At 67.3% G+C, this 17256-nt stretch carries 17 protein-coding genes and 1 pseudogene; 9 read left to right on the forward strand and 9 right to left on the reverse strand.

The window, feature by feature from the left end:
• Window positions 1-68: 68 nt before the first annotated feature.
• The 3 genes from ACILR9_RS35350 to ACILR9_RS35360 all read right to left on the reverse strand — a co-directional run bounded on the left by ACILR9_RS35350 (window position 69) and on the right by ACILR9_RS35360 (window position 3113).
• Window positions 69-1250, reverse strand: a complete 1182-nt coding sequence (locus ACILR9_RS35350) for a cation:proton antiporter (protein WP_395714691.1) — start codon at window positions 1248-1250, stop codon at window positions 69-71.
• Between the two features lie 30 nt (window positions 1251-1280).
• Window positions 1281-2504 (reverse strand): acyl-CoA dehydrogenase family protein, encoded by a 1224-nt coding sequence (locus ACILR9_RS35355; protein ID WP_395714692.1) that lies wholly within the window; start codon window positions 2502-2504, stop codon window positions 1281-1283.
• Between the two features lie 165 nt (window positions 2505-2669).
• Window positions 2670-3113, reverse strand: a complete 444-nt coding sequence (locus ACILR9_RS35360) for a VOC family protein (RefSeq protein WP_395714693.1) — start codon at window positions 3111-3113, stop codon at window positions 2670-2672.
• A gap of 179 nt (window positions 3114-3292) precedes the next feature.
• On the opposite strand from ACILR9_RS35360, the gene ACILR9_RS35365 reads away from it, so the two are divergent.
• The 6 genes from ACILR9_RS35365 (at window position 3293) to ACILR9_RS35390 (ending at window position 9634) form a co-directional block, all read left to right on the forward strand.
• The gene (locus ACILR9_RS35365) at window positions 3293-4426 is read left to right on the forward strand and encodes a serine protease (protein WP_395714694.1); all 1134 of its coding nucleotides are present in this window, start codon (window positions 3293-3295) and stop codon (window positions 4424-4426) included.
• A gap of 73 nt (window positions 4427-4499) precedes the next feature.
• Window positions 4500-5390, forward strand: a complete 891-nt coding sequence (cyoA, locus tag ACILR9_RS35370; RefSeq protein ID WP_395714695.1) for a ubiquinol oxidase subunit II — start codon at window positions 4500-4502, stop codon at window positions 5388-5390.
• A 3-nt stretch (window positions 5391-5393) separates the two neighbouring features.
• Window positions 5394-7310 (forward strand): cbb3-type cytochrome c oxidase subunit I, encoded by a 1917-nt coding sequence (locus ACILR9_RS35375; RefSeq protein WP_395714696.1) that lies wholly within the window; start codon window positions 5394-5396, stop codon window positions 7308-7310.
• On the forward strand, window positions 7307-7921 hold the full coding sequence (gene cyoC, locus ACILR9_RS35380) for a cytochrome o ubiquinol oxidase subunit III (protein ID WP_395714697.1): 615 nt from the start codon (window positions 7307-7309) through the stop codon (window positions 7919-7921). Before ACILR9_RS35375 ends, cyoC begins: the two co-directional genes overlap by 4 nt.
• A complete protein-coding gene (cyoD, locus tag ACILR9_RS35385) occupies window positions 7921-8223 on the forward strand; it encodes a cytochrome o ubiquinol oxidase subunit IV (RefSeq protein ID WP_395714698.1) in 303 nt (100 codons plus the stop codon). The genes cyoC and cyoD overlap by 1 nt, the downstream gene beginning before the upstream one ends.
• A 133-nt stretch (window positions 8224-8356) precedes the next feature.
• The gene (locus ACILR9_RS35390; RefSeq protein ID WP_395714699.1) at window positions 8357-9634 is read left to right on the forward strand and encodes a flavin-containing monooxygenase; all 1278 of its coding nucleotides are present in this window, start codon (window positions 8357-8359) and stop codon (window positions 9632-9634) included.
• A gap of 14 nt (window positions 9635-9648) precedes the next feature.
• On the opposite strand, the gene ACILR9_RS35395 is transcribed toward ACILR9_RS35390, so the two are convergent.
• Window positions 9649-9780, reverse strand: coding sequence for a hypothetical protein (locus tag ACILR9_RS35395; protein WP_395714708.1), 132 nt, complete (start codon window positions 9778-9780; stop codon window positions 9649-9651).
• A 26-nt stretch (window positions 9781-9806) separates the two neighbouring features.
• Between ACILR9_RS35395 and tnpC the strand changes: the two are divergent.
• The 3 genes and pseudogenes from tnpC to ACILR9_RS35410 form a co-directional block, all read left to right on the forward strand.
• Window positions 9807-10424, forward strand: a pseudogene (tnpC, locus tag ACILR9_RS35400) (IS66 family transposase); the annotation flags it as partial.
• A gap of 221 nt (window positions 10425-10645) precedes the next feature.
• Window positions 10646-11059 (forward strand): antitoxin Xre-like helix-turn-helix domain-containing protein, encoded by a 414-nt coding sequence (locus ACILR9_RS35405; RefSeq protein ID WP_395714700.1) that lies wholly within the window; start codon window positions 10646-10648, stop codon window positions 11057-11059.
• Complete coding sequence (locus ACILR9_RS35410; protein WP_395714701.1) at window positions 11053-11769, forward strand: RES family NAD+ phosphorylase; 717 nt, start codon at window positions 11053-11055, stop codon at window positions 11767-11769. The genes ACILR9_RS35405 and ACILR9_RS35410 overlap by 7 nt, the downstream gene beginning before the upstream one ends.
• 256 nt (window positions 11770-12025) lie before the next feature.
• On the opposite strand, the gene ACILR9_RS35415 is transcribed toward ACILR9_RS35410, so the two are convergent.
• From ACILR9_RS35415 to ACILR9_RS35435, 5 genes are all read right to left on the reverse strand, one after another.
• Window positions 12026-12274: a pilus assembly protein HicB gene (locus ACILR9_RS35415; RefSeq protein ID WP_395714702.1), complete on the reverse strand. Its 249-nt coding sequence runs from the start codon at window positions 12272-12274 to the stop codon at window positions 12026-12028.
• Between the two features lie 69 nt (window positions 12275-12343).
• The gene (locus ACILR9_RS35420) at window positions 12344-13453 is read right to left on the reverse strand and encodes a tetratricopeptide repeat protein (protein ID WP_395714703.1); all 1110 of its coding nucleotides are present in this window, start codon (window positions 13451-13453) and stop codon (window positions 12344-12346) included.
• A 9-nt stretch (window positions 13454-13462) separates the two neighbouring features.
• Complete coding sequence (locus tag ACILR9_RS35425; RefSeq protein WP_395714704.1) at window positions 13463-16129, reverse strand: virulence factor SrfC family protein; 2667 nt, start codon at window positions 16127-16129, stop codon at window positions 13463-13465.
• A complete protein-coding gene (locus ACILR9_RS35430; protein WP_395714705.1) occupies window positions 16051-16269 on the reverse strand; it encodes a hypothetical protein in 219 nt (72 codons plus the stop codon). The genes ACILR9_RS35425 and ACILR9_RS35430 overlap by 79 nt, the downstream gene beginning before the upstream one ends.
• Window positions 16270-16273: 4 nt before the next feature.
• A partial coding sequence (locus ACILR9_RS35435) for a virulence factor SrfB (protein WP_395714706.1) occupies window positions 16274-17256 on the reverse strand: 983 nt, incomplete at its 5' end.

Below are 17256 nucleotides of genomic sequence, written 5' to 3' on the forward strand. Positions count from 1 at the left end.
ACCGTAGGCGCACGGCTCTTGTCGGTCGAGGGCTGTAATATTAGGTGTATATGCACTAAAGTCGAGGGTCAGTCGGCGGATTTTTCGCTGCGGCCCAGAACCGACGAGCGGCCGGGGATCGGGCTCGCGGCGCCGTTCAGGCGGCGAATGTAGTGCTGGGTGAGCACCGGCCCGACGACCGAGGTCACGATGACCAGCACCAGGACGGTGTTCAGCATGGCGGCGTCGAGCAGCCGCTCGCCCGCCTTGTTGATCGCCTGGTAGCCGACCAGCGCCGCGGCGAGCGTGGCGGCGACCTGCGGTATGGTAAGCGACGCCATCAGGCCGCGGTCGTTGGTGGGCATGCGCCACGCCCGGCCGACATACTCGGCGGCCAGCCATTTCGAGCCGATCAGGCCCAGCACGATCGCCAGCACGAGGCCCGGAGTCGAGACGATGGTGGCCGCGAACACGTGCAGGTCGATCAGGAAGCCGGTGACGACGAAGAAAGCGGGGATGAAGAAGATGTTGCCCAGGAACTCGATCTTCTCCTTGGCCGGCGTGCCGCGCACCGCCTCGTTGACCGCGAGGCCGGCCAGGAAGGCACCCAGGATGCCGTCGAGCTCGAGTGCCTCGGCGAAGGTCGAGCCCAGCGCCACGATCGCCATCATCAGGGTGAAGCAGGCCTCGTCCGAACGGCCGAGCTTGTTGAACGCCCAGCGTCCGACCGGTCCGACGACATAGATCATGACGGCGATGAACAGGATCAGCTCGCCGACCTGGATCGCGAACGACCACGGATCGAAGCCGGACTTGTGCACGGTCAGGCAGATGGCGAGCACGAACAGCGACAGCATGTCGGTCAGGATCGTGGCGCCTACCGTGATGGTGACGGCCGGGCGGTTGCTGAGGCCGGCCGCGATGACCAGGGGATAGGCGATCAGCGTATGCGAGGCGAGCAGGGAGCCGACCAGGATCGCCGAGATCGCGCCATAGCCGAAGGCGAACCCGGCGGCCGTGCCGGCCACCATGGGCAAGCTGAAGGTTGCCAGTCCGAACAGCAGCGATTTCGTGCGATGGGCCACGAACTGCCGCAGGTCGACCTCGAGGCCGACGAAGAACATCAGCAGGAGCTTGCCGAGCTCGGCGAAGAAAGTCGGCACCGCGCCCTGCTGGGGGAAGACGCCCAGCGCGCGCGGCCCGATCAGCACACCGCCCAGGATGTAGCCGACGATCGCCGGCAGCTTGATCGTCGCCAGGTCGAAGTCCATCGAGGGGAGCGTCCTTGCGAGCGCGAGCCGCTAGATCTGCGCGCGGTCGAGGTTGAGCGGGAGGCCGAGCAGGTACCGGCCGACGGTCTCGAAGTGGGCCTTGCGGCCCTGGAGCTGCTGGGTCACCGCATGGATGTCGCGGAAGCGCCGTTCGAACGGGCCGGCCTCCATGATCGCATTCGCCCCGGCCGCGTCGTACAGGCTGTCGACCACGTCCTTGGCGGCGTGGATCGCATGGGTCGAGGCGAGCCTGATGGCGACGCGCTGCGGTTCGGTCGGATGCGCGCCCTTGTCGATCTCGTGCCAGGCATCGGCGACGACGGCGCGCAGGTAGTGCCGGGCGGCGGTCCACCTGGCTTCGGCCTGTGCCACGTCGGCCTGGACCAGCGCGCTTTCCCTGAGCGTGTTGCGGTAGTCGCGCGGCGTCTTGTGGGTGGCGAGCGCCATGAACTCGTCTATCACCGCGCGGGCGATGCCCAGTGCCACGTGGGCGAAGCCCGACGAATAGACCATCGTGCTGGCGTAGCGATAGTGCGGGCTGGGATCGAGGCGCGTCGCCGCATCGTCGCGCAGGAAGCTGTGCCGGGCGGGAACGAACAGGTCCTTGACGACGAACGAATCGCTGCCCGTGCCGCGCAGTCCGACGACGTGCCAGACGTCCTTCACCTCGGCCTGCGCCTTGGGGAACAGCATGGCGCGCAGTTCCGGATGCTTGTTGGCGGTGAGGCGCGGGCTGCCGTCGGCCTCGTGTACCAGGCAGTGGGCGCCGAGCCAGGTGGCGTGGCGGCTGCCGCTGGCGAAGGCGCCGCTGTAGTTGACGATGTATCCGCCGTCGGTGGCGATCGCCTTGGCACCCGGGCTCGGTCCCCAGGCCAGCACACCGTCGGGATCGCGGAAGATCTTGTGCGCCGTCTCGCGGTCGAGATAGCCCGCCGCCATCGAGCAGCCCGAGCCCTGGTTGACGCACCAGGCGGCGCTGCCATCGAACTTGGCGATCTCCTCGACCACGCGCGTGTAGGAGAGCGTGTCGAGCGCACCGCCGTTCAGCCAGCGCGGCAGCAGCATGCGGAACAGCCCGGCCGCATGCATGCCGGCCACCAGCTTCGGGTCGAGCTCGCGCGCGTCCTCTTCGTAGTCGCGCGCCGCTGCGAACAGCGGCGCCAGCGCGCGCACCCGCTCGATATAGTCCTCCGCGGTCGGCGCCGCAGCCTTGGCGGGCGCTCGCGCCTGTTCGGAGAAAGTGGTGCTACTCATGATTCGGACGCGCCTCTTGCTCTCCTCCCCAGCTTCGCTGGGGAGGTGTCGCCGTCATACGGCGGCGGAGGGGTCATGGGCACCATCACTGACGCTCATGACCCCTCCGTCCGCGATGACGCGGACACCTCCCCAACGAAGTTGGGGAGGGGAATTAATTCTTGCTCAGGCCGGCGCCATGCGGCGCGCGGTCTCGGACATCTGGCCGGCGTCCTCGACATCGGCGGGACCGGCCTCGGCGGGATCGAAGTCCATCTCGACCTCGATGCCGTTGGGATCGAAGCAGAAGAGCTGCCAGGTGCGGAACGGCTCGGGGGCGCGGCGCAGGCGATACTTGACCTGGTTCTTGTCGAGATGGGCGAGCACGCCGCCCAGGTTCTCGCCGCGGAAGGCCATGTGGTCGAGCCCGCCGCGCACCGGGTTCGGCATCTGCTTGACCTCGATGACGTGCAGGATCGGCTTGCCCTCGTCGGCATAGAGCCAATAACCCGGCACCTGGAAGTTCGGGCGGGCGCCCGGATGCAGGCCGAGCGCGCCGTAGAACTCCTTGGTCTGCTCCGGCTTGTCGGTGACGATCGTGAAGTGATCCATGCGTCGGATGAAGCTCATGCGGGACCTCCCTCGTGCGGCGATGTTGCCTGTGCCGTGAACGATGCTGCGCGGAACGATAGGTCGCTGCCGGAGCAGCGTCAAAGCGGTGGCATCGCCCTGCAGCCCTCCGCTCGCCCAAATTCCGCCGCCGCGAGGGTATTGACTGCGTTTCCTCCGCGGAGCCCAACTGCCCTCCCATGGCCGAGAATCAACCGACGAACGAACCCTCGAAGCCGCGCTGGCCGCTCATCCTGGGCGCCCTGGTCGGCGGTTTCCTGCTTATCGCCGCCGGCCTCGCCCTCGGCTGGTACCTGTTCTACCGGCCGATCGTGAACGTGGCGGTCCAACTGCCTGCTCCACCGCCACCGCCGGCCCCGCCCGGCCCGGATGCCGCCCAGGTGAAGGCACTGGAAGAGCAGATCGAGAAGCAGAAGGCTGCCAACAAGCAGGTCGAGGACCAGATCGCGCTGTTGAAGGAGCGGCTGCGCGCCGATGTCTGCACGCTGAAGGATCCGACCGGCAAGACGCCGCCCGGCAGCACGCCGGCGCCCGCCGGGGCGCTGCCGGAGCGCAAGTCGGAGGCCATCCCCGGTGCCGTTCCCGGCCCGGCTGTCGTGCCGACGGTCGCCTCGGCGGCGGCGGCTGCCAAGGCGGGCAAGATGAACGCCGCCGACCTCGCGGCCGCCCTCGAGCAGGCCACCGTGCTGGTGATCTCCGAGCGCGGCGACAGCGGCACCGGCTTCTTCGTGGCGCCCAATTTCGTCATCACCAACCGCCACGTCATCGGGCGCACGGCGCCGGGCGGCGAGGCGCTGGTGCTGAGCAAGCATCTCAAGACAGGCTATGTCGGCACGGTGGTGGCGACCTCGCAGCCCGGCCAGGCGACCCAGGCGGATTTCGCCGTGATCCAGGTCGATGTGCCGCCGGGCACCGCGCGGCCGCTGCCGATCGCGGCCGAACCGTCGGCCCTGAGCGAGGTCGTGGCGGCGGGCTACCCGGCCATCGCCATCGCCCAGGACCGCAACCTGCGCCGTCTGGCGGCCGGCGACCTCAAGGCCTCGCCGCAGGTCGTGCTGACCAAGGGGACGGTGAGCGTGGTGCAGAACAAGGAACGCAACGCTCCCATCATCCTGCATTCGGCCGACATCTCCGCTGGCAACTCGGGCGGGCCGCTGGTCGATGCGTGCGGCCGGGCGGTCGGCATCAACACGTTCATCGCGACAAACCAGCAGGCAACCAAGGCCAACTATGCGCTGGGCGGGACGTGGCTGGCGGCCTTCCTGCGCGCTGCCAGCAAGCCGGTCGACTGGCGCGCCGACGCCTGTATCTAAAAAGATTCGTTGCCCGACACTACATCTAGCCTCACTCTAGGGTCGCTGCTCAACGACAGGTGAGAGCGGGGGAGTGACGGAAGTAACGAGGAGAGCCCGACGCTGGGCGTCGGCCATCGGCATGGCTCTGCTGGCCGGCGGCTGCGACCGCATGGTCGTGCTCAATCCCAAAGGTCCGATCGCCGACGCCCAGCGCGGCCTGCTGTTCGATGCCTTCAGCGTCATGATGCTGGTGATCGTGCCGGTCATCCTGATGGCGTTCTGGTTCGCGTGGCGCTACCGCGCGTCCAACCGGTCAGCGCGCTACGAGCCGAAATGGTCCGAATCGACGCTGATCGACAGCATCGTCTGGCTGATCCCGGCGGCCATCGTCATCGCCGTTGCCATCCTGGTATGGCGCAGCACGCATAAGCTCGACCCCTACCGGCCGATCGCCTCCGACGTGCCGCCGCTCGACATCCAGGTCGTGGGCCAGGACTGGAAGTGGCTGTTCATCTACCCCGAGCAGGGCGTCGCCTCGGTCAACCAGATGGCCATCCCGGCCGGCCGGCCGATCAGCCTGCGCATCACCTCCGATACGGTGATGAACTCGTTCTACGTACCGGCGCTTGCCGGCCAGATCTATGCCATGGCCGGCATGCAGACCCGTCTGCAAATGCTGGCCAACCAGCCGGGCAAGTTCGTCGGGCGCAACACGCAATATAGCGGCGGCGGCTTCTCGGATCAGTTCTTCGAGGTCCTGGCCACCACGCCGGCCGAGTTCGACGCCTGGGTGGCCAAGGCCAAGCAGTCGCCCGACAAGCTCGATCCGCCGACCTACGCGAAGCTGGTGGTGCGCAGCCGCAACGTGCCGTTCACCTATTACTCGACGGTCGAGCCCAAGCTTTTCGACTCGATCATTGCGAAGTACACCCACGCCCATCGGATGCCGGAACCCGCCGCGGCGGCGCCGGCCCGGAGATAGAGGATGTTCGGCAAGCTCACGATCGAAGCCCTGCCGCTCTACAGCGCCATCGCCGCCGGCGGTGCCCTGGTGACGGTGGGCGGCGCGGCCCTGGTCGTCCTGATCATCACCTGGCTGCGCGCCTGGAAGTACCTGTGGACCGAGTGGCTGACCAGCGTCGACCACAAGCGTATCGGCGTGATGTACATCGTGCTGGCGCTGATCATGCTGCTGCGCGGCTTCGTCGACGCCATCATGATGCGCGCCCAGCAGGCGATGGCGCTCAATTCCGGCGGCTACCTGCCGCCCGAGCATTTCGACCAGATCTTCAGCTCGCACGGCACGATCATGATCTTCTTCATGGCGATGCCGTTCATGACCGGCCTGGTCAACCTCGCCATGCCCCTGCAGATCGGCACGCGCGACGTCGCCTTCCCGTTCCTCAACTCGTTGAGCCTGTGGCTGAGCGCGGCTGGCGCCGGCCTGGTCATGGTCTCGCTGGTGATCGGCAAGTTCTCGACCGCCGGCTGGACCGGCTATCCGCCCTACTCGGGCATCCAGTACAACCCCGGCGTCGGCGTCGATTACTGGATCTGGGCGCTGCTGATCAGCGGCATCGGCTCGACCCTGTCGGGCATAAATTTCGTCGTCACCATCCTGAAGCGTCGCGCTCCGGGCATGAGCCTGATGCGCATGACGCCGTTCACCTGGACCGCGCTGGTCACCAGCGTGCTGATGATCTTCGCTTTCCCCGCCCTCACCGTGGCGTGCGGCCTGCTGGCGCTCGATCGCCTGCTCGGCATGCACTTCTTCACGAACGACCACGGCGGCAACATGATGAACTACGTCAACCTGTTCTGGATCTGGGGCCATCCGGAGGTCTACATCCTGATCCTGCCGGCGTTCGGCGTGTTCTCCGAGGTCGTCTCGACCTTCGCCCGCAAGCGGCTGTTCGGCTACGAATCGCTGGTCTACGCCACGGCGGCGATCGGCATCCTGTCGTTCACCGTATGGCTGCACCATTTCTTCACCATGGGCTCCTCCGCCACGGTCAACGCCTTCTTCGGCATCACGACCATGGTGATCGCTGTGCCGACCGGCGTGAAGGTGTTCAACTGGCTGCTCACCATGTATCGCGGCCGCATCAGCTTCCACCCGTCGATGCTGTTCACGATCGGCTTCATCGTCACCTTCGTGATCGGCGGCATGACCGGCGTGCTGCTGGCGATGCCGCCGGCCGACTTCCTGATGCACAACACGACCTTCCTGGTCGCGCACTTCCACAACATGATCATCCCGGGCGTGCTGTTCGGCTACCTGGGCGTGCGTGCCTTCTGGTGCTGGATCGTCGGCTTCTATCTCGCGTTCATGCCGCTCTACGTGCTGGGCTTCATGGGCATGCCGCGGCGCATGGAGCAGTACAACGACCCGACATGGGCGCCCTGGCTGATGGCCGCCGCCGCCGGCGCCTTGCTGATCCTGATCGGCATCGCCTGTCTCGTCCTGCAGGTGCTGGCGACCTTCCGCGACCGCCGGCGCGACGCCGACGTCACCGGCGATCCCTATGACGGCCGCACGCTCGAATGGGCGACCGCCTCGCCGCCGCCGGCCTACAATTTCGCCATCCTGCCGCAGGTCCGCGACCGCGAGCCGCTGCTCGACATGAAGGAGCGCGGCGTCGCCTGGGAGAAGCCCGCCCGGTACGAGGATATCGAGATGCCGAAGAGCTCGGCAGTCGGCGTCGTCATGGGCGCCTTCGCCTTCGCCCTCGGCTTCGCCATGGTCTGGCACATCTGGTGGCTGGTCGTGGCGTGTGCTCTCGTGATGTGGGTGACCATGATCCTGCGCTCGTCCGACGACGACCAGGAATATCGCCTGAGCGCCGTCGAGGTGGCGCGCATCGAGGAGGCGCGCTACCGCGCCCTGGGCAGCCGGGCATGAACACCCGGGCCGGCACGATGGCGGCGCATGGCGGCGGCGGATCGGAGGCGGCCGAGATCCACGAGCAGCGTTCGCTGGGCTTCTGGCTCTACCTGATGAGCGATGCCGTCATCTTCGCGCTGCTGTTCATGACCTACGGCGTCATGGCCGGCAACACCGACGGCGGGCCGACCGGCAAGAGCCTCTTCAGCCTGTCCAACGCCGCCTACGAGACCACCCTGCTGCTGGTCAGCAGCACGACCTTCGGCTTCGCCTCGCTGGCCGCGCGCGAGGGCAACCGCGGCGCCGTGCTGGGCTGGCTCGCCCTCACCTTCGTGCTGGGCGCCGGCTTCGTGTTCCTCGAGGTGCGCGAGTTCCTGGGCATGATCGGTGCCGGCGCCGGGCCTGACCGCAGCGGCTTCCTGTCGGCCTTCTTCACCCTGGTCGGCACCCATGGCGTGCATGTCAGCACCGGCCTGGTCTGGATCCTGATCATGATGGGCCAGGTCATGGTCAAGGGCCTCAGCCTGCCGGTGACTTCCCGCCTGTTCCGCCTCGGCCTGTTCTGGCACTTCCTCGACATCGCCTGGGTCGGCATCTTCTCCGTCGTCTATCTTCCGGGGCTCATGTGATGGAAAGCCACGGCACGCGTGCGAACTACATCGTGGGCTTCGTGCTCGCCGTCGTCCTGACGGCGATCCCGTTCGCCCTGGTCGCCACGCAATCGCTCTCCAGGACGCAGACCGTCCTGGTCATCGCCGCCGCCGCCGTGCTGCAGATCCTGGTCCATCTGCGTTTCTTCCTGCACATGAGCTTCAGCCGCAGCGCGCGCGAGAATCTGCTCGCCGTCGCCTTCACGGCGGTGCTGGTCTTCCTGATGGTCGGCGGCAGCATCTGGGTGATGCTGGATCTGCATACGCGGATGGCGCTGTAGGCGCGCTCGTCCCCGAGCGGGCCACGGCGACCACGATGTTCCGCGACCTCGCCATGTCGTTCCGGCTGGAGCGGGACCGCGGGACGTCCGGCGGCCGGGTCCTGCACTCTTCCGAGCCGACAAGGGGCGAGCCATGTCAGTCGAGAAGATAGACACGCTCGTCGTCGGCGGCGGCCAGGCGGGGCTGGCCATGAGCGAGCATCTCGGCCAGCAGGGCGTGCCTCATGTCGTCGTCGAGCGGCATCGCATCGCCGAACGCTGGCGGTCGGAACGTTGGGACTCGTTGGTCGCGAACGGGCCGGCCTGGCACGATCGCTTTCCGGGGCTCGCGTTTTCCGACGTCGACCGGAGTGTCGGCCCGGACGATTTCGCCGCCAAGGAAACGGTAGCGGACTATTTCGTCGCCTATGCCGGGAAGATCGCTGCCCCAGTCCGTTGCGGTATCGAGGTCCTGAAGGTCGAGAGGAAAGCGGGTCGTCCTGGCTTTCGCGTCGAGACCTCCAGCGGCGTGATCGAGGCCGACAGCGTGGTGGCGGCTACCGGCGCCTTCCAGCGTCCGGTCGTTCCCGGCTTGGTTCCCCCGCGAGCCGGGATCGCGCAGATGCACTCCACCGGCTACCGCAATCCGGCCCAGGTGCCCGAAGGAGCGATCCTCGTCGTGGGATCCGGGTCCTCGGGCACCCAGATCGCCGAGGAGCTGCTCGAAGCAGGACGGCGCGTCTACCTCTCGATCGGCCCGCACGATCGTCCGCCGCGAGCCTACCGCGGCCGCGACTACTGCTGGTGGCTGGGTGTCCTGGGCAAATGGGATGCCGTGGCCCGCGAGCCGGGCAGGGAACACGTGACGATCGCCGTGAGCGGCGTGCGCGGCGGCCATACCATCGACTTCCGCCGTCTCGCGGCGAAAGGGATGATCCTCGTCGGGCGAACGGAAGCCTATGCCCATGGCACGATCGGTTTCGTGCCGGACCTCGTCGACAATCTCGAACGGGGCGATGCGAACCTTCGCGGCCTGCTGGGCGAAGCCGACGCCTACGTCGCCCGCTACGGGCTCGATCTCCCGGAGGAGCCCGAGGCAAGGATCATCGGGCCGGAATCCGATTGCACGACCCGTCCCGTCCTGTCGCTCGACCTGGCGAAGGCCGGGATCACCACCATCATCTGGGCGACGGGATTTGCCGCCGACTACGGCTGGATAGAGCTCGATGTCTTCGACGCGGAGGGCAAGCCGCGGCATCAGCGCGGCGTGTCGGCCGAACCAGGCCTCTACTTCCTCGGTCTGCCCTGGCAGTCGCGGCGTGGCTCCTCGTTCATCTGGGGCGTGTGGCACGATGCCCGGTACCTGGCCGAGCAGATCGTCATCCAACGCAAGTATGTCGACTACCACCTCCGCAGCGGTCGAGGGCCCTGACACCTGGGTAAGCGTCATCGTCGGGCGGCTCTTGCAACCGTCGTCGCAACTTCGTCCACCGTTGGTCCGGTGGGATCCACGACGATACCGTAATCGCGCAACGCGGCTGCAACCGACAGCTTCTCCTGCTCGACGTCGCGCAGCACCAGAGCGGGGTCTCGCTCGAGCGGATCACCGCGAGCTGGCGTCGGCTGGTGCGGTGGAGCTGGCATTTTGCTGGGCGCACGTGCGACGGTATCTCTACGACCTGCAGGCCTCCGGCACGCCCGCGCCGATCGCCAGCGAGGCACTCGCCCGTATTGCTCCGCTCTATGCCATCGAGACGGCGTGCCGCAACCAGTCGGCGGAGCAGCGACGCAGCATGCGCCAACTGCGCAGCAAGCCGATCCTCGAGGCGCTCAAGCCCTGGTTCGAGCGCCAGCTTGGCCTGATATCGGGCAAGGCCAAGATCGCCGAGGCGATCCGCTACGCGCTGACGCGCTGGCAAGGCCTCCGCCGCTTCCTCGACGATGGCCGCGTCGAGCTCGACAACAACGTCGTCGAGCGCACCATCCGGCCGATCACTTTGGGCAGAAAGAACCACCTGTTCGCCGGGTCCGACGGCGGCGGCCAGCACTGGGCAGTCATCGCCTCGCTCGTCGCCACCTGCAAGCTCAACGACGTCGATCCCTCCGCCTATCTGACCGACGTCCTTACCAGGATCGTCGCGCGACACCCCATGAGCCGCATCGACGAACTCTTGCCCTTCGCCTACGTCAAGCCGAAAGCACTCCATCGCGACGCGGCCTGACAACTTCGCTTGCAATCAATCGGCTGCGTCGCCACCAGCACCCGCACCGCTCCCGACGGGACGATCACGACACCGCCTTCGCCGCTTGCAGCGTTGCCCTATCGCTGCCGGATGGCACCCGTATCGTACCAATAGACTAAGTCCTTGTGCGCAACCAATGACAAACTGAGGTATTGCCATATGGCATCAAATCCCCCATTTTAGGCCAAATAGATGTGGCGATGTCTGTGCTTCAACCAATTCCGACGGCACCTGCGGAGTTCTCGCCTGCGCCCATTACGGATGAAGAGGCCGCCGCGATGTTTCGTGCCGCGCTCAGCCTGTTTCACCACTGGGACCTCTCGGATGACCAGGCCGCCATGCTTCTCGATTTGCCGGTGCGCACATTCCGACGCTGGAAAGCGGGTGACTTGGGACGCATTGACCGCGACGGCAAGGCGCGGCTTTCCAACATCATGGGCATCCACAAGGCACTGCGGATCATCTTCAGCGACCCACATCGAGGCTATGCGTGGATCAAAGCACCTAATGAGGCCTTTGCCAATCGAAGTGCGCTCGACGTCATGCTGGGTGGAGAACTGACCGATCTGATGCGCGTGCGCCGGTACCTCGACGCCGAGCGGGGCGCTTGGTGATCGATGTCTCGATCGTTGCCGTCTCTCGGGTCGATTGGCGAGGCGCAGTAAGGATCGTTCGAAGCCGCTTCCCACCAATCGATCTGTTCGAGGATGTCGCTGATCCAGCCGACTGGCCTCTTCTGCTCTCTGCGGAGCAGAAGACCAATCCGCGTCTCATGGAGAGCATCGGCAATCTCGACCTGGTGCCTGCCGGGCGCCGCGTGGGAGGGGCGGGCGCGACCTGGCTGATGGCGCCCTTCGTCCATGTAAGTGCCGACCGTCCGAGCCGGTTCAGCCAGGGTCGCTTTGGTGTTCTCTACGCTGGCCGGGAATTCGAGACTGCATTGGTCGAGACAGTTCATCATCACGCACGCTTCATGGCCAGGACGAAGGAGCCGCCAGGCTGGACGTCGCAGTTCCGGGAGATCGTGCTCGACATCGATGGCCATTTTCACGACTTGCGTGGTGAGAGGCCCGGCTTTGCCGCAGCCTTGGCCCCTGACGACTACAGCGAAGCGCAAGCGCTGGGCGAGCTACTTCGTGACGGAGCATCCGAAGGCCTCGTTTATCCGAGTGTTCGCAATCCGGGCGGAGAATGCGCCGGGCTCTTCTACCCCGATCTCGCGTCCAATCCCCGGCAGGGCAGGCATCTCGATTACCACTGGGACGGAACGCGCGTCGATCTATTCCGAGAGCCGGAAAGCGGCAGCGTTTTTCGAGTTGGCTGAACACCATGGCGCGCCGATGGTTTGACGCGTGGCATCAGGTCTCGCAGCTTGGGATGATCAACCCTCGGCTACCAGCAGGCGTACCAGCTCACGTCCGATTCTCGAGTCGCCACTGGAGACGGCCTCAATCATGCGGAGAACTCACTTGTCGGATTCCTCCCCGTACTTCGAAGGGCCGGTCAAGCGACGATCTTGGTGGGTAGTGCTGGAGCTTCACATGTGGATGACGCTCTAGCGTCATCTGAGCGATATGAATTCATTCCTTCTCGTCGCCGTGCGCCGGAGGCTTGGCCGGTGCGCGATCGAGGAACCACAGCAGATCTCTGGGTTTCGCCTTGCCGGCGCGTCGCTTGAAGAATTCCGCCGCGGTCTCCACGGCGCCGACCTTCTCAGCGACGGCGGAAGCGATCCACTGGTTCAGTGACACGCCGTCTTCTTTTGCAAGCTTCGCAGCGGCGTTCTTGATCGATGCCGGAAGCTTCAGCGGATAGGTAGCCTTGCTCATGTTCGCACCCTATCGAGGACTTCGGCCGGCCGCAGAACAAGGATGCCAAAGCGGCTGGCTGGAACGAAGTTACCTCGGCAGCGCGTCCAGGGCTTTCTTCGCCTCGGCATCATTCTGCGCCGCCGCCTGCTGCAGCCAGCTCTTCGCGCGCCCCGGATCGGCGCCAAGCCCGGCGCCGCCTTTGGCGAGCAGCAGGCCCAGCCGGCGCTGGGCCTCGGGCAGGCCGGCCAGCGCGGCGCGCTCGTACCACTCGGCAGCGCGCGCGCCGTCGGGCGTGAAGCCGCCTTTCGACGGGGTCACCAGCGGGTCGTAGAACGTCGCGATCTCGAGCTGCGCCGGCGCGCTGCCGCTCTCGGCGGCGCGGCGGAACACCAGGAAGGCCGCCGCCGTGTCGCCCGCCTTGGCGTAGTCGCGCGCCTTGGCGAGCATCGCCTCGGACGTCGGCTTGGTGGCGAAGAATTCGCCCACGACCTCGCGTACCGATTTCTTGGGCGATGCTGCCGACGTCGGCGGCGGCGCGGTTGGCGCGGGGGCTGTCGGCGCCGCGGCGATCGGACCGTCGGCGGGCGGCGGCGCGATGTGGTTGGTGTAGACGTAGTAACCGCCGCCCACGAGCAGGACGGCGGCCACGGCGGCAATCAGCCAGCCGGTCCGGCCCGAGGGAGGTGGTGGTTCCGGATCGAAGGCGCGCGAGGCACGCAACTCCGGCCGAGGCGGAGGGGGTGGGGTCGGTGCCGGCTCGAATACCGGCGCCGGTTCCGGCTCGGGTTCGGGCGGTGGCGCCGCCCGCTTGCGGCGCAGCTGGATCGTGTCGTCGAGATTGCGGCTCGACGGATCGACGGCGCCCGAGGTCAACATCGCCGGCCAGGCGACCACGGTGGTGGCGACCACCCCGATGTCGGGTTCCTTCACCCTGAGGCGCACCGTGGCGATGCCGGCCAGGCGATCGCAGATCTCGGGACCGAGATGGAATTCCAGCACTTGGCCCTTGCGCTCGACATGCTCGGGCTGCAGCCAGGTCTCGGTGCGCCGCCAGCCGTCATCGCCGAGATGGATGTCCGGGCCCTGCTGGCGCTGGATCGACAGCGCCAAGCCCTGCGGTGCGGCGTCGAGCTCGCCGATGCGCAGGATGGCGTGGCCGGGGTCCGACAGGCTCTGGACGGAAGCGCGGATCGCCATGGCGGTGGCCTAGGCCGGCACCGCGCGCAGGATGGCGCCCAGGCGGTCGTTCTGCTCCGGCGTGATCTCGCGGCCGCCCTCGTAGCCGACATTGTCCATGGCGAGCTGCAGGAAGGCGCGCATCCAGTCCTTGCAGTAGTCGGCATAGATCGGTCGCGGATCCTCGCTCAAGGTCGGCACGCCGTTGACGATGGCCGGCGTCTCGAACACCCGCCGCATCGGGCTGTTGGGCGGCAGGCCGGGCCGCTGGTCGAGCGGCAGGCGATCGAAGCCCAGCGCGCTGACATAGCCGTTCAGCGCCGTGGAAGCGGTGCGCACCTGGCGCTCGGCAATCTCCTCCCACTTGGCGTTGGCGGCGTTCTCGAGTGCACGCACCTCGTGGCTCAGCTGATCGATCAGCTTCAGGCGATGGGCGCCGACCACCAGCTCGTCGATCAGCCAGCCGAGATGCTGGCGGTCGACGCCGAAATGCGACAGCGCCTTCTCGTCGGCGCCGACCCGACGCATGTTCTCCAGCCAGTATTCGGCGGCCTCGCGGGCGAAGCGCTCGGCGCGGTCCTCCAGCACGCCCGACGGCGGCGCCCCGCGGCCGGGCTCATCGCCGAACACGTCGGCGAAGATCGCGCCGAGATCGACCGAGGCCCCGGTCGCCTGGGTGACATGGGCCGGCGCCTTGCCGTTGCGGCGCTCAACCTCGTCGGCCGGCCGCGCCGTGGAAATGCGGAAATAGATCTCGCGCAGGGCGCTCTCGGCGACATGCAGGGCGGCCACCAGCTCGCCGAACAGCTGCTGCTGAATGCAGGGCCCGAGTCCGCGCAGCACGGTGTGCACGAGGTCGCGCTTCTTGGCACGCGAATCGCCGTCGGCGGCGCTGTGGAAGCCGGCAAGCCGGTCGACCAGGCGGCGGATCTGCACGTCGAGCTGGCCGCGCACCTGGGCGCGCTTGATCACCGGGTCGCACACCGGGATCAGGCTGCGCACAAGGTACGAGACGCCGCCGTCGTTGGGCCGGAACGCCTCGTCCCAGGCGCGCGCCGGATCGGCGAAGTGGCGGCGCACGTCGAGGTTCTCGACGAAGTGGCCGCGCAGCTCGACGGCCCGCTCGGCGAACGATTCGGCGATACCCAGCTCGCGGCCCGCCTCGTAGTCCATCAACCGTTCGTCGATCACGGTCGGATTGCGCAGCCAGAAGCTGTTGTCGAACGGCCGGCCGTTCCAGTTGGTCGGCCACTCGCCGCGGAAATTGTTGATCAGCGAGTTGTTGAGACGGGCCGACCAGCGCAGGCGGCGGGATTCCTCGGTCTCGCCGGCCTTCTGCTCGAACTCGCGGTCCATCTTGCTCAACACCAGGAACAGCGCGTTGCGCTGCTTGGCGCGCTCGGCTGGCGTGGCGCCGATCGTCTGGTCGATCCATGCCGTCATCATGTCCGAGAGGTCACGAACCTCCTGGTTGCCGTCGGGAATGCACAGCAGGATGGCGCTGAGCTCGCGCTCGGCCGAGTAACGCTGGAAGAGATAGGCGACCTTGCCGCGCAGCAGCAGCTCGCGCAGCGGGTTGGCGCCTTCGGCGACGCCCTTGGCCTTGGCGACGTCCTCGAGGTTGGCGAGCTTCAGCCGCGAGCGCGCACCGGGGAAATCGAGCAGGTCGGTGTGATCGAAGAAGTCCCATGGCTTCTCGGCGATCGCGACGCTGAGCTCGGCGGTGAGCGCGCAGACCAGCGAGCGGGGCAGGCGCGCATCGGGAGCGGCGCGGCCGTCGGTGTGCAACGGCCGGACCTCAAGCGTGTCCGATGAATCGGCGCCGAGGCGATCGAGCGTCAGCACGTCGACGATGCTCTTCTCGCGCGGAATCAGGGCGGCCATCCCGAGCAGCGCCTCGGGTGCGAACGACAGCCGCTGCAGGCCGTCGTAGAGCGTCAGGTAGAGCTCGGTGAAGGGCTCGAAATCGTACCACAGCAGCGACCACAGCCGGGCACGGTCGCGCCCGCCGAGACGCGGCGCCAGCTCGATCGCCTCGCGCCAGTAGTCGGTGCGCAACTCGGCGGTGACACCGGCGAAGAAGGTGTCGAAATACTCGATCAGGTCGAGGACGTCGTCGGCATCGAGATCGCCCACCGGCGAGGGCATCGCCTTGGCGCGCAGCTCGGCGATGCGCTTGCGGATGGCGGCGCCATCGGGCCGCTCGAAGGCCGCCTTCTGGTGATCGAAGTCGAGCAGGAAGGAGTTGCCCAGGATTTTTACGATGTCGGTCTGCGTCAACAGGCGCACGCGGACCGGAAAATCCTTGTCGCCGGCGCTGAGGCCCAGGCCGAAGCGCGTCACCAGGCCGGTCGACTCGCGATTGCCCGGCGGATTGATCTCCTTGAGGAAGTCGTAGCTCTGGTCGGCGAACTTCGCCTGCAGGGGATTGCCGTCGCGGCTCGCCAGGATCGAGACCAGGTAGGACTTGCCGGCCTGGCTGGGGCCGAACACGCCGACGCACATGCGCCGTCGCGCAGCGCGCGCCAGCTTGCGGCTCTGGTTGCGAACCTTCTGCAGCTCGCTGATCAGCGACGGCGCCTGCTGCGCCACGGTCGGCGACTGCTCGGCCGCACCCTTCAGCCAGGTGACGCCCTCGCTCGCCGCCACGGCGAGCGTCTCGCAATCCTGGGCCAGTCTGAGATCGACGGTGTCCATAGCTCGCTGATCAGCGACGGCGCCTGCTGCGCCACGGTCGGCGACTGCTCGGCCGCACCCTTCAGCCAGGTGACGCCCTCGCTCGCCGCCACGGCGAGCGTCTCGCAATCCTGGGCCAGTCTGAGATCGACGGTGTCCATGTCCTCAACCGGTCTTGAGCATGCCTGTATCGAGCCAATAGCCTTCGCGCCGCGGCAGCGTCTGCAGGCGCAAGGTCAGGCGATCGAGCGCCACGGCGCGGCCGTCGCGATTGGTCACCTGGCGCAGGCGGAAACGTTCGACGTCGCCCGAATCCTTGTCCTTCGGCTTGACGCGAGCGAGCGCCACCTTGAACGGCGTCTCGCGGGCGTGCCGCTCGGCGTGCTCGGGCCGTGCGAACTCGAGAGCATAGAGTCGCGCCGCCGGCCAGCGCACCAGGTCGAGCTGCCGTGCGCCGAGCCACATGGGGCCGCGGAACTCGAAGGTCGTCTCCGGCAGCTCGTACTCGCGATTGTCGAGATCGACGTCGCGGTAGACCAGATCCTCGCGCTGCAGCCGGCCGCCGCCATCGAGCTTGCCGATGTATTTGGCGATGCTGCGCGAGCGCAGGAGGTCGGAGCGGAAGGAGAAGTCGGGAAGCTGCGACTGGGCAAGCGCTGCGATCATGGCGCCGACCGCCACCGTGGTCTTGGGATCCTCGACGCGCAGCCGGGCGTCGCGGAACGGGTACCAGGCGCCGACACGATACTCGTGCAGCGAGATCACGCGCTCGGGGGCCAGCGGCAGCAGCTCCATCAAGAGGCCGCGGATGCCGGGCAGCCGTGACGGCCGGCCCGACAGCAGCAGCACGTCGCAATCGTAGGCGTGCACGATCTCGGCGAGCGGCGCCAGCACGCGGCCCATCTCGGCGCGCACCGTCTTGTCGAGGCTCGGCAGCTCGACGGGGAAGACCGTCGCCTTGAGGTCGAAGCCCTTGGCGCCGCGCTTGCGCGCCGCCTCGTTGACGAAGGTCACCACGTCCTCGGAAGGCCTGGCGCCCTCGGCGAAGAACGATTCGTAAGGGCGCGGCTCGGCCGCGACGACGCCCGACGCCGGGTCGTAGGTCTCGGCGGCACGCATCAGCTCGAGCGCGATCGGATGGGCGATCT

The organism is Reyranella sp. (genome assembly GCF_044224635.1).
In the GTDB taxonomy this organism is placed as follows: domain Bacteria; phylum Pseudomonadota; class Alphaproteobacteria; order Reyranellales; family Reyranellaceae; genus Reyranella.